Genomic DNA, 11,296 nt, shown 5'->3' on the forward strand with positions numbered 1-11,296 from the left:
CTAAGTGACGCAGGGCACCGTCCACCCGGAGCAAGGGCGCTTGTCAGGCTCCGCCGAATTACGCAACAATGGTGTTGTGAAAAACGTCGGCGAGGCTCGGGAGACCCGTACGGGGACCCCGCAGGAGGAGATCGCGACCGGTGAGCGCTCCACGCGCAACCGGGTCGTGCGGTCCATCCTGGACCACGGCCCGTCGACCGTCGCCGAGCTGGCCGGGCGGCTGGGCCTCACCCAGGCCGCCGTGCGGCGCCATCTGGACGCGCTGGCGGCCGACGAGGTCGTCGAGGCGCGCGAGCGGCGGGTGTACGGCGCGCGCACGCGCGGGCGGCCCGCCAAGGTGTTCGCCCTGACCGACTGCGGCCGGGACGCCTTCGACCAGTCGTACGACAAGCTCGCCGCCGACGCGATGCGCTGGATCGCCGAGCGGGAGGGCGGTCCCGAGGCGGTCGCCGCCTTCGCCCGGGCCCGGATCGCCGCGCAGGCGCGCGCGTACCGCCGGGCGATCGAGGCGGCCGGACCCGACGGACGCGCCGAAGCGCTGGCCAAGGCCCTGAGCATGGACGGGTACGCTGCTACGGCGCGCAGCGCGCCCCTCCCGCACCAGGGTGAGCAGCTCTGTCAGCACCACTGCCCGGTCGCCCACGTCGCGGAACAGTTCCCGCAGCTGTGCGAGGCGGAGACCGAGATCTTCGCCGAGCTGCTGGGTACCCACGTCCAGCGACTGGCGACCATCGCCCACGGCGACGGCGTCTGCACGACGTTCATCCCCAAGATTTCCACTGACGCATCTGCTAGCACGGCCGGGAGGAACCCCGCATGACTCTCCCCACGGAGACTGCCCACCCCGAACTCGAGGGCCTGGGCAAGTACGAATACGGCTGGGCCGACTCCGACGAGGCCGGTGCCTCCGCCAAGCGCGGCCTGAACGAGGACGTGGTCCGGGACATCTCGGCGAAGAAGAACGAGCCGGAGTGGATGACCAAGCTCCGCCTCAAGGGCCTGCGCCTGTTCGAGAAGAAGCCCATGCCGAACTGGGGCTCGGACCTGTCGGGGATCGACTTCGACAACATCAAGTACTTCGTGCGCTCCACGGAGAAGCAGGCGGAGTCCTGGGAGGACCTGCCCGAGGACATCAAGAACACCTACGACAAGCTGGGCATCCCGGAGGCCGAGAAGCAGCGCCTGGTCGCCGGCGTGGCCGCCCAGTACGAGTCGGAGGTCGTCTACCACCAGATCCGCGAGGACCTGGAGGAGCAGGGCGTCATCTTCCTGGACACGGACACCGCCCTCAAGGAGCACCCGGAGCTCTTCAAGGAGTACTTCGGCACGGTGATCCCGGTCGGCGACAACAAGTTCGCCTCCCTGAACACCGCCGTGTGGTCGGGCGGCTCCTTCATCTACGTCCCGCCGGGCGTCCACGTGGAGATCCCGCTCCAGGCCTACTTCCGCATCAACACGGAGAACATGGGCCAGTTCGAGCGGACCCTGATCATCGTCGACGAGGGCGCCTACGTGCACTACGTCGAGGGCTGCACCGCGCCGATCTACAAGTCGGACTCGCTGCACTCCGCGGTCGTCGAGATCATCGTCAAGAAGAACGCCCGCTGCCGCTACACGACCATCCAGAACTGGTCGAACAACGTCTACAACCTGGTCACCAAGCGCGCCGTCGCCTACGAGGGCGCGACCATGGAGTGGATCGACGGCAACATCGGCTCCAAGGTGACGATGAAGTACCCGGCCGTCTACCTGATGGGCGAGCACGCCAAGGGCGAGACCCTGTCCATCGCCTTCGCGGGCGAGGGCCAGCACCAGGACGCCGGTTCCAAGATGGTCCACATGGCGCCGAACACCTCGTCCAACATCGTCTCCAAGTCGGTGGCGCGCGGCGGCGGCCGCACCTCGTACCGCGGCCTGGTCGAGATCGGCGAGGGCGCCGCGGGCTCCAAGTCCAACGTGCTCTGCGACGCGCTGCTCGTGGACACCATCTCCCGTTCCGACACCTACCCCTACGTGGACGTCCGCGAGGACGACGTGTCCATGGGCCACGAGGCGACCGTCTCCAAGGTCTCCGAGGACCAGCTCTTCTACCTGATGAGCCGCGGCCTGTCCGAGTTCGAGGCGATGGCGATGATCGTGCGCGGCTTCGTCGAGCCGATCGCCAAGGAACTCCCCATGGAGTACGCGCTGGAGCTGAACCGGCTGATCGAGCTGCAGATGGAAGGCGCGGTCGGCTGACGCCCGCCCGCCCGGACAGCCAGCGAACACCGACGTAGGAAGAGAGCAGACCGACAGCCATGGCTGAGGCCCAGAACATCCCGGTGGGGTCCACCACCGCCGGCCAGATCGCGGTCGCCGCGGAGTCGACCGTCGCCACGCGCATGAGCGCGCCCCCGTCCTTCGACGTGGCGGACTTCCCGGTCCCGCACGGCCGCGAGGAGGAGTGGCGGTTCACCCCGCTGGAGCGCCTGCGCGGGCTGCACGACGGCACCGCGACCGCCAGCGGCGGCGTGAAGGTGGCCGTGCAGGCCCCCGAGGGCGTGACCGTGGAGAGCGTCGGCCGTGACGACGCGCGGCTCGGCCGCGCGGGTATGCCGGTGGACCGGGTCGCCGCCCAGGCGTACTCCGCCTTCGAGCTGGCCTCCGTCGTGACCGTCCCCAAGGAGACCGTCCTCGCCGAGCCGATCCGCATCGCGGTGCACGGCGACGGCGGGGTCGCCTACGGCCACCAGATCATCGAGCTGGGCGCGTTCGCCGAGGCCGTCGTCGTCATCGACCACACCGGTGACGCGGTCGTCGCCGCCAACGTCGACTACCTGCTGGGCGACGGCGCCAAGCTCACCGTCGTCTCCGTGCAGGACTGGGACGACAAGGCCGTGCACGTGGGCCAGCACAACGCGCTGGTCGGCCGGGACGCCTCCTTCAAGTCGGTCGTCGTCACCTTCGGCGGCGACCTGGTCCGGCTGCACCCGCGCGTGACATACGCCGGCCCCGGCGGCGAGGTCGAGATGTTCGGCCTGTACTTCACCGACACGGGCCAGCACCAGGAGCACCGGCTCTTCGTCGACCACGACGCCCCGCACTGCAAGTCGAACGTCGTCTACAAGGGCGCGCTCCAGGGCGAGGCCGCGCACGCCGTGTGGATCGGCGACGTGCTCATCGAGGCCCGCGCCGAGGGCACCGACACCTACGAGATGAACCGCAACCTGGTGCTCACCGACGGCGCCCGGGTCGACTCCGTGCCGAACCTGGAGATCGAGACCGGTGAGATCGTCGGCGCCGGCCACGCCTCCGCCACCGGCCGCTTCGACGACGAGCAGCTGTTCTACCTGATGGCCCGCGGCATCCCGGAGCACGAGGCCCGCCGCCTCGTGGTCCGCGGCTTCTTCGCCGAACTGGTCCAGCAGATCGGTGTCAAGGACATCGAGGAGCGCCTGCTCGCCAAGATCGAGGAGGAGCTGGAGGCGTCGGTCGCATGAGCCCCGCATTCGTCCGTGTGTGCGGGCTGAGCGAGCTGGAGGAGGACACCCCGAAACGGGTGGAACTCGACGGCACGCCTCTGTCCGTGGTGCACACCGAGGGCGAGGTGTTCGCGATCCACGACATCTGCTCGCACGCGAACGTCTCGCTCGCCGAGGGCGAGGTCGACGACTGTCACATCGAGTGCTGGCTGCACGGCTCGCGCTTCGACCTCCGCTCCGGCAAGCCCGACAGTCTTCCGGCGACGCGTCCCGTCCCCGTATACCCCGTAAAGATCGAAGGGGACGACGTGCTCGTCTCCCTCTCCCAGGAGTCCTGAGGCACCCATGGCAACGCTTGAAATCCGAGACCTGCACGTCACCGTCGAGGCCGACAACGCCACGAAGGAGATCCTCAAGGGCGTCGACCTCACCGTGAAGCAGGGCGAGACGCACGCCATCATGGGCCCCAACGGCTCCGGCAAGTCGACCCTCGCCTACTCGCTCGCGGGTCACCCGAAGTACACGATCACCGGCGGCACCGTCACCCTGGACGGCGAGGACGTCCTGGAGATGTCCGTCGACGAGCGCGCCCGCGCCGGCCTGTTCCTGGCGATGCAGTACCCGGTCGAGGTCCCCGGCGTCTCGGTCTCCAACTTCCTGCGCACCTCCGCCACCGCCATCCGCGGCGAGGCCCCCAAGCTGCGCACCTGGGTGAAGGAGGTCAAGGAGACCATGGAGCGGCTCCACATGGACCCCTCCTTCGCCGAGCGCAACGTCAACGAGGGCTTCTCCGGCGGTGAGAAGAAGCGCCACGAGATCCTCCAGCTGGAGCTGCTCAAGCCGAAGGTCGCCATCCTCGACGAGACGGACTCCGGCCTGGACGTCGACGCCCTGCGGATCGTCTCCGAGGGCGTGAACCGGGTCCGCGAGACCGGTGAGGTCGGCACCCTGCTGATCACGCACTACACGCGCATCCTGCGCTACATCAAGCCCGACTACGTGCACGTCTTCTCCGGCGGTCGCATCGTCGAGTCCGGCGGCGCCGAACTCGCCGACAAGCTGGAGAACGAGGGCTACGAGGCATACGTGAAGGGTGGCGCATCCGCGTGACACAGCTGCCGGGCCTCCTCGACACCGAGGCGATCCGCAAGGACTTCCCCGTGCTGGACCGGCTGGTCCACGACGGCAGGAAGCTCGTGTACCTGGACAACGCGGCGACCTCGCAGACCCCGCGCCAGGTGCTCGACGTGCTCTCCGAGTACTACGAACAGCACAACGCCAACGTCCACCGCGGCGTGCACGTGCTCGCCGAGGAGGCCACGGCGCTGTACGAGGGCGCGCGTGACAAGGTCGCCGAGTTCATCAACGCGCCCAGCCGCGACGAGGTGATCTTCACCAAGAACGCCTCCGAGTCGCTGAACCTCGTGGCGAACATGCTCGGCTGGGCCGACGAGCCCTACCGGGTGGACCAGGACACCGAGATCGTCATCACGGAGATGGAGCACCACTCCAACATCGTGCCGTGGCAGCTGCTCGCGCAGCGCACCGGTGCGAAGCTGAAGTGGTTCGGCCTGACCGACGACGGCCGCCTCGACCTGTCGAACATCGAGGAGGTCATCACCGAGAAGACGAAGATCGTCTCCTTCGTGCTGGTCTCCAACATCCTCGGCACCCACAACCCGGTCGAGGCGATAGTCCGCCGCGCCCAGGAGGTCGGCGCCCTGGTCTGCGTCGACGCCTCGCAGGCCGCCCCGCACATGCCGCTGGACGTGCAGGCGCTGCAAGCCGACTTCGTGGCCTTCACCGGCCACAAGATGTGCGGCCCGACCGGCATCGGCGTGCTCTGGGGCCGCCAGGAGCTGCTGGAGGACCTGCCTCCGTTCCTCGGCGGCGGCGAGATGATCGAGACGGTGTCGATGCACTCCTCGACCTACGCCCCCGCCCCGCACAAGTTCGAGGCGGGCACCCCGCCGATCTCCCAGGCCATCGGTCTGGGCGCGGCGATCGACTACCTGAACTCGATCGGGATGGACAAGATCCTCGCCCACGAGCACGCGCTCACCGAGTACGCGGTGAAGCGGCTCGCGGAGGTCCCCGACCTGCGTATCATCGGCCCCACCACGGCCGAGGAGCGCGGCGCCGCGATCTCCTTCACGCTCGGTGACATCCACCCGCACGACGTGGGCCAGGTCCTCGACGAGCAGGGCATCGCGGTCCGGGTCGGCCACCACTGCGCCCGGCCCGTCTGCCTGCGGTACGGAATTCCCGCGACCACGCGAGCGTCGTTCTATCTGTACTCCACGCCGGCCGAGATCGACGCCCTGGTCGACGGCCTGGAGCACGTACGGAACTTCTTCGGATGAGGGGCTGAGGCGTGAAGCTGGACTCCATGTACCAGGAAGTCATCCTGGACCACTACAAGCACCCGCACGGACGGGGCTTGCGGGACGGCGACGCCGAGGTACACCACGTGAACCCGACGTGCGGCGACGAGATCACCCTCCGGGTGAAGTACGCCGGCACGACGGTCGAGGACGTCTCCTACGAGGGACAGGGCTGCTCCATCAGCCAGGCCTCGGCCTCCGTGCTGAACGATCTGCTGGTCGGCAAGGACCTGGCCGACGCGCGGAAGATCCAGGAGACCTTCCTGGAGCTGATGCAGTCCAAGGGGAAGATCGAACCCGACGACGCGATGGAGGAGATCCTGGAGGACGCGGTCGCGTTCGCCGGGGTGTCCAAGTATCCGGCCCGGGTCAAGTGCGCCCTGCTGAGCTGGATGGCCTGGAAGGACGCGACGGCCCAGGCGCTGGACGGCGCCGACGCCGAAAGGAAGACCGCATGAGCGAGACCGTGGAAGTGAAGCCGGCCTCGGAAGAGGAGCTGCGCGAGGCCCTGATGGACGTCGTCGACCCCGAACTGGGCATCGACGTCGTCAACCTGGGCCTCATCTACGGCATCCACGTCGACGACGCGAACATCGCGACCGTCGACATGACCCTGACGTCGGCGGCCTGCCCGCTCACCGACGTCATCGAGGACCAGGCCAGGTCCGCCACGGACGGCCTCGTCAACGAACTGCGCATCAACTGGGTCTGGATGCCGCCGTGGGGCCCCGACAAGATCACGGACGACGGCCGCGAGCAGCTGCGGGCGCTCGGGTTCAACGTCTGAGCACTCGTCGTTGACGCGAAGCGGCGGCACCCGTCCCGGGTGCCGCCGCTCCTGCGTTGTGTACGCCCGTACGCAGCGTTGTGTACGCTCGTACACATGGGATATCTGACGCTGGCCGGCGCCATAGCCGCCGAGGTCGCCGCCACGACGGCGCTGAAGTACAGCGAGGGGTTCAGCAGGCTCTGGCCCTCGCTGCTGACGGCACTGGGATACCTGGTCTCCTTCGCGCTGCTCGCGCAGACGCTGAAGTCGGTGCAGATCGGCACCGCGTACGCGATCTGGTCCGGCATGGGCACCGCCGCCGTCGCCGTGCTCGGCCTGCTGCTGTTCGGGGAGGGGCTCGGCGTGCCGAAGGTCGCCGGCATCCTGCTGATCATCGGGGGAGTGGTGCTCCTCAACCTCGGCGGAGCGACCCACTGATGGCCCGCCGCTACGACCCCGACCGGCGCCGGCGCATCATCGACGCCGCGATCCGCGTGGCCGCGCGGGACGGCCTCGCCGGGCTGAGCCACCGCACGGTCGCCGCCGAGGCCGACGTGCCGCTCGGCTCCACCACGTACCACTTCGCCACCCTGGACGACCTGCTGGTGGCCGCCCTCCGCCAGGCCAGCGAGGGCTTCGCCGGCGTCCTGGCCGCCAGCGGGGTCCTGGCCGACGCGGACGGCGACCTCGCGGCCGGACTCGCCCGGGTCCTCGGCCAGTGGCTGGTCGGCGACCGGCCGGGCACCGAACTGGAGTACGAGCTGTACCTGGCCGCGCTGCGCCGCCCCGCGCTGCGACCCGTGGCCGCCGAATGGGCCGAGCAGACGGCGGCACTGCTCGCCGGACGCACGGACCCGGTCACCGCACGGGCCCTGCTCGCGCTGATGGACGGCATCTGCCTGCAAGTCCTGCTGACCGGAGGTTCGTACGACGAGGAGTACGCCCGCGAGGCGCTGTCCCGGGTGATCCCCCAAGTGCCGCCCGGCACGTGAGACACGGTTCGCTCCCGCACCCCGCCCCACGTTAGGTTTTCCCCATGACCGACACCGCTCCCCGCACCACCGGCGCCGTGGCCGCCGGACTCGCCACGATCGCCGCCGACGGCACCGTCCTCGACACCTGGTTCCCCGCCCCCGAGCTGACGGACGAGCCCGGCCCGGCCGGTACCGAGCGGCTGTCCGCCGAGCGCGCCGCCGAACTGCTCGGCGGCGGCGCGACCGCGGCGACCGGGCCGGACGCCCGCCGCGGCGTCGAGGTGGTCGCGGTCCGCACGGTCATCGCCTCCCTGGACGAGAAGCCGCTCGACGCGCACGACGTCTACCTGCGCCTGCACCTGCTCTCCCACCGCCTGGTCAAGCCGCACGGCCAGAGCCTGGACGGCATCTTCGGGCACCTCGCCAACGTCGCCTGGACCTCGCTCGGCCCGGTCGCCGTGGACGACATCGAGAAGGCGCGGCTCAACGCCCGCGCCGAGGGCCTGCACCTCCAGGTCACCTCGATCGACAAGTTCCCGCGCATGACGGACTACGTGGCCCCCAAGGGCGTCCGCATCGCCGACGCCGACCGCGTCCGGCTCGGCGCGCACCTCGCCGAGGGCACCACCGTGATGCACGAGGGCTTCGTCAACTTCAACGCGGGCACCCTGGGCACCTCCATGGTCGAGGGCCGCATCTCCGCGGGCGTCGTGGTCGGCGACGGCTCCGACATCGGCGGCGGCGCCTCCACCATGGGCACCCTCTCCGGCGGCGGCAACGTCATCATCGCCATCGGCGAGCGCTGCCTGATCGGCGCCGAGGCGGGCGTGGGCATCGCGCTCGGCGACGAATGCGTCGTCGAGGCCGGCCTGTACGTCACCGCCGGCACCCGCGTCACCATGCCCGACGGCCAGATCGTCAAGGCCCGCGACCTCTCCGGCGCCTCCAACATCCTCTTCCGCCGCAACTCGGTCACGGGGGCGGTGGAGGCGCGGCCTAACAATGCGGTGTGGGGCGGCTTGAACGAGGTGTTGCACAGCCACAACTGAGCTGGGGCGGCCGTGACTTGCGGCCGTGTTGTCGATCCGCGTTGTGAGCTGCTGCTGAGTTGTCGGTGGCTGCCGGCGTTGGTCATCGGTGAGCGCCCTTCCGCGGCCCGACGACGGCCGGGGAGGGCGCTCGTGCGTGAGCACCGCTACAACGTCAGGACTGTGCCCCATGCGCAAGATGCCACGACAGCTGAGAAATCGAGCTGCCGCCCACTACGAAGCGGTGGGACACTAGCTTCTCCCGCAGCCGGCGGGTGCGGCCAGCCGGGGCGGAGACAGGAAGCGAGCTGCGCCGCAGAGACGGCTTGCGTCCTAGCCGTGCGGGCCTTGCCGGCATCTGTCTTGGGATGCGCTGCGTCGTATCGTCGAAGGCATGATCTCGGGCAGTGGCGTGGGGCCGGTCGGTGGTGGGCCGGCGTTCACGGCGGAGGGGCTGGCGGTCGTTCTGCGTGAGGCGTGTGAGGTTGCCGGGCTGGACGCTCGTGGAGCGGAGTTGCTGCGGATCGGCTCCAACGCCGTGTATCGGTTGGCGTCCTTGCCGGTCATCGTTCGTATCGCCCGTGAACCGGCCGACTTGGTGGATGTGGAACGGGTCGTCGGTGTCGCTCGGTGGCTTGAGGTGGACGACTTTCCGGCTGTGCGTGTGCCTAGTACCGTTGCCCAACCGTTCGTCGTGCGCGGTCAGGTGGTGACCTTCTGGGAGAGCGTGCAGGAGCGGGAGGAGTACGCGACCGTCGGGGAGTTGGCCGACCTGCTGCGTCGGCTGCACTGGCTGGAGGAACCTGAGTCGTTGTGTCTGCCCTGCTTCGATCCTCTGGCCAAGCTGGCAAGGTCGTTGGACGGGCTGGATGCCGTGCCCGGTGACGACCGGTCCTTCCTTGAGGAGCGGGCGGCCAGGCTCGCCAAGGATTACGGGCGGCTGGACTTCGTGTTGGCCGCCGGGGTCGTACACGGAGACGCCAACATCGGGAACGTGCTCCGTCACCGGGACGGGCATGCCGTCCTCATCGACCTCGACGGCTTTGTTCTCGCCCCGCGCGAATGGGATCTGATCCTCACCGCGATCTACTACGACCGGTACGGCTGGCACACCGAAGCGGAGTACGCCGAGTTCGTCCATCGGTACGGCTTCGATGTCATGAACTGGCCCGGATACGAGACCCTGGCCGACCTGCGGGAGCTGATGATGGTGGCGTGGGTGGGCCATCAGGTGGGCACCAGCGAGCGCGCCGCCGCTGAGTTCGCCCGGCGAGTGCGGTCACTGCGGACGGGGGAGGGGCGTGACTCGTGGAGTGCCTTCTGACGGGGCGGTGGTGCTGTCCGGAGGTGTCTCGTCAAGTTACTGAGCCGCCGCTACCCACAGTCTGTGCTCCTGGGCCTGTTCCGCGAGATCATGCGCTGCGGTGCTGGGGCCGGTCGCGCTGAGGGTCCGCCGGAAGTCCGTGAGGTAGCCGACGCATCGCGCGGACTTCAGCTGCTCTCCGAGATCCAGCGCGTCGAGTGCTGTGCGGCATGCCTCCTCGATGTCCCCGGCGCGCAGCTGGGCGTCGGCCAGGACCATGGCCGCGAAGAAGTCGCTCCGCACGTGGCTGCCGCTCATGGCGTTCGCGGCGTGGGCGACGGCCTGCCGGGCGCGGTTGACGTCCCGGAAGCAGTGAGCGGCTTCGGCGGCCAGCTCGGCTTCGTCGAAGTAGCTGATCCACTCCGGCTCGTCCTGGCTGTTCCGGCCTTCGAGGGCCGTGGTCGCCGCGCTCAGGGCGGCCTGGCAGGCGCCCACGTCGCCGGTGCGCGCGAGAGCGCGGGCCTCCATCGCGTGGAACTGAGCGCGCAGCGTCGGCGTGGCGACCGAGGAGATGCCCATGAGCGCGGCGCGGGCGAGAGTCGCGGCCTGGGTGTACTTCCCCAGATAGGTCGCCTGATGGCTCATCGCTGACAGGATGCTGCCCGCGAGCCGGCGGTCGTCGGCGTCCTGGGCGAGCCGGAGCGCCTGGAGGAAGTAGCGCTGAGCTAGCCCATGACGGCAGGCGTCGTACGACATCCAGGCGGCAAGGAGGGTCGCCTCCGCCACGGTGGAGAACAGAGCCCGTCCCACCTGCTCGGTGTAGCGGCCGTGCAGGAGCGGGGCCACATCGTTGCTGAGGTACTGGATGACCGATCGACGTGCGTGCTCTCCACCGAACTGGTCGTCCAGCTGGGCGAACATGTCCATCGTGGTCTTCACGGCTGCCACGTCCCCGAAGCCGACCCGTACACCCTCGGCACGCTGCCGGAGGACGCCCGGTTCGGGCGCGACCAACCAACGGAGGGACGCCTCGTTCCACGCGGGTTCGGACGGCTCCGCCGTCAGCAACGGCTCGTACTGGCTGAGGTCCGCACGCCACAACCGGCCGACCGTCTCGACGGCGTCGTCCGGGCCGGCCGGATACGCGGAGCCGAGCAGCGCTGTGTCCCTGAGTTCTCCATGGGGCAATCCGAGTTCCGCTGCGTTGGTGGCGAAGACGTCGCACAGAAGTGGCCCGTAGAAGTCGTCCGGGGTGCTGTGGCCGTTCTCCCAACTGGCAATACGGCGCTTCACGCCGGCGTCCGACGGAAGCTGGTGCCCACGCGCGGCAGCGACCCGACGCAACTCCCTCACCAGCCGTGGCTGACTCCAGCCCCG

At 69.3% G+C, this 11,296-nt stretch carries 13 protein-coding genes; 12 read left to right on the top strand and 1 reads right to left on the bottom strand.

Translation table 11 applies throughout. The annotated features are described in order from the left end of the window. Positions 1-76 precede the first annotated feature (76 nt). From ABZ858_RS02895 to ABZ858_RS02950, 12 genes are all read left to right on the top strand, one after another. Complete coding sequence (locus ABZ858_RS02895) at positions 77-820, top strand: ArsR family transcriptional regulator (protein ID WP_361371649.1); 744 nt, start codon at positions 77-79, stop codon at positions 818-820. Next, positions 817-2,238, top strand: coding sequence for a Fe-S cluster assembly protein SufB (gene sufB, locus ABZ858_RS02900; RefSeq protein ID WP_361371652.1), 1,422 nt, complete (start codon positions 817-819; stop codon positions 2,236-2,238). Before ABZ858_RS02895 ends, sufB begins: the two co-directional genes overlap by 4 nt. Positions 2,239-2,297: 59 nt before the next feature. Beyond that, positions 2,298-3,479 carry a Fe-S cluster assembly protein SufD gene (gene sufD / locus ABZ858_RS02905; RefSeq protein ID WP_361371655.1) on the top strand — a complete coding sequence of 394 codons (1,182 nt, stop codon included), beginning with the start codon at positions 2,298-2,300 and terminating at the stop codon, positions 3,477-3,479. Next, positions 3,476-3,799 (top strand): non-heme iron oxygenase ferredoxin subunit, encoded by a 324-nt coding sequence (locus tag ABZ858_RS02910; RefSeq protein WP_361371658.1) that lies wholly within the window; start codon positions 3,476-3,478, stop codon positions 3,797-3,799. The genes sufD and ABZ858_RS02910 overlap by 4 nt, the downstream gene beginning before the upstream one ends. Positions 3,800-3,806: 7 nt before the next feature. After that, complete coding sequence (gene sufC / locus ABZ858_RS02915; RefSeq protein WP_018567631.1) at positions 3,807-4,571, top strand: Fe-S cluster assembly ATPase SufC; 765 nt, start codon at positions 3,807-3,809, stop codon at positions 4,569-4,571. Then, positions 4,568-5,824, top strand: coding sequence for a cysteine desulfurase (locus ABZ858_RS02920; protein WP_361371662.1), 1,257 nt, complete (start codon positions 4,568-4,570; stop codon positions 5,822-5,824). Before sufC ends, ABZ858_RS02920 begins: the two co-directional genes overlap by 4 nt. An 11-nt stretch (positions 5,825-5,835) precedes the next feature. After that, positions 5,836-6,303: a Fe-S cluster assembly sulfur transfer protein SufU gene (gene sufU / locus ABZ858_RS02925; RefSeq protein WP_361371665.1), complete on the top strand. Its 468-nt coding sequence runs from the start codon at positions 5,836-5,838 to the stop codon at positions 6,301-6,303. Further along, a complete protein-coding gene (locus ABZ858_RS02930) occupies positions 6,300-6,632 on the top strand; it encodes a metal-sulfur cluster assembly factor (protein ID WP_361371668.1) in 333 nt (110 codons plus the stop codon). Before sufU ends, ABZ858_RS02930 begins: the two co-directional genes overlap by 4 nt. Before the next feature lie 96 nt (positions 6,633-6,728). After that, positions 6,729-7,052, top strand: a complete 324-nt coding sequence (locus ABZ858_RS02935) for a multidrug efflux SMR transporter (protein ID WP_361371671.1) — start codon at positions 6,729-6,731, stop codon at positions 7,050-7,052. Beyond that, a complete protein-coding gene (locus tag ABZ858_RS02940) occupies positions 7,052-7,606 on the top strand; it encodes a TetR family transcriptional regulator (protein ID WP_361371674.1) in 555 nt (184 codons plus the stop codon). The genes ABZ858_RS02935 and ABZ858_RS02940 overlap by 1 nt, the downstream gene beginning before the upstream one ends. A gap of 44 nt (positions 7,607-7,650) precedes the next feature. Then, positions 7,651-8,637 (top strand): 2,3,4,5-tetrahydropyridine-2,6-dicarboxylate N-succinyltransferase, encoded by a 987-nt coding sequence (dapD, locus tag ABZ858_RS02945; RefSeq protein ID WP_361371677.1) that lies wholly within the window; start codon positions 7,651-7,653, stop codon positions 8,635-8,637. 373 nt (positions 8,638-9,010) lie between these two features. Beyond that, positions 9,011-9,940 carry an aminoglycoside phosphotransferase family protein gene (locus ABZ858_RS02950; RefSeq protein WP_361371680.1) on the top strand — a complete coding sequence of 310 codons (930 nt, stop codon included), beginning with the start codon at positions 9,011-9,013 and terminating at the stop codon, positions 9,938-9,940. Positions 9,941-9,976: 36 nt separating this feature from the next. Here the strand turns inward: ABZ858_RS02950 and ABZ858_RS02955 are convergent, their stop codons facing one another. Then, positions 9,977-11,212: a hypothetical protein gene (locus ABZ858_RS02955; RefSeq protein ID WP_361371683.1), complete on the bottom strand. Its 1,236-nt coding sequence runs from the start codon at positions 11,210-11,212 to the stop codon at positions 9,977-9,979. Positions 11,213-11,296: the final 84 nt, after the last annotated feature.

Source organism: Streptomyces sp. NPDC047017, from assembly GCF_040644175.1.
Classification (GTDB): domain Bacteria; phylum Actinomycetota; class Actinomycetes; order Streptomycetales; family Streptomycetaceae; genus Streptomyces.

Bases quoted from the DNA above. Each gene is read 5' to 3' on its own strand.
- sufB (WP_361371652.1), top strand. From the start codon at position 817: ATGACTCTCCCCACGGAGACTGCCCACCCCGAACTCGAGGGCCTGGGC.
- sufD (WP_361371655.1), top strand. From the start codon at position 2,298: ATGGCTGAGGCCCAGAACATCCCGGTGGGGTCCACCACCGCCGGCCAG.
- ABZ858_RS02910 (WP_361371658.1), top strand. From the start codon at position 3,476: ATGAGCCCCGCATTCGTCCGTGTGTGCGGGCTGAGCGAGCTGGAGGAG.
- sufC (WP_018567631.1), top strand. From the start codon at position 3,807: ATGGCAACGCTTGAAATCCGAGACCTGCACGTCACCGTCGAGGCCGAC.
- ABZ858_RS02930 (WP_361371668.1), top strand. From the start codon at position 6,300: ATGAGCGAGACCGTGGAAGTGAAGCCGGCCTCGGAAGAGGAGCTGCGC.
- ABZ858_RS02935 (WP_361371671.1), top strand. From the start codon at position 6,729: ATGGGATATCTGACGCTGGCCGGCGCCATAGCCGCCGAGGTCGCCGCC.
- ABZ858_RS02940 (WP_361371674.1), top strand. From the start codon at position 7,052: ATGGCCCGCCGCTACGACCCCGACCGGCGCCGGCGCATCATCGACGCC.
- dapD (WP_361371677.1), top strand. From the start codon at position 7,651: ATGACCGACACCGCTCCCCGCACCACCGGCGCCGTGGCCGCCGGACTC.
- ABZ858_RS02950 (WP_361371680.1), top strand. From the start codon at position 9,011: ATGATCTCGGGCAGTGGCGTGGGGCCGGTCGGTGGTGGGCCGGCGTTC.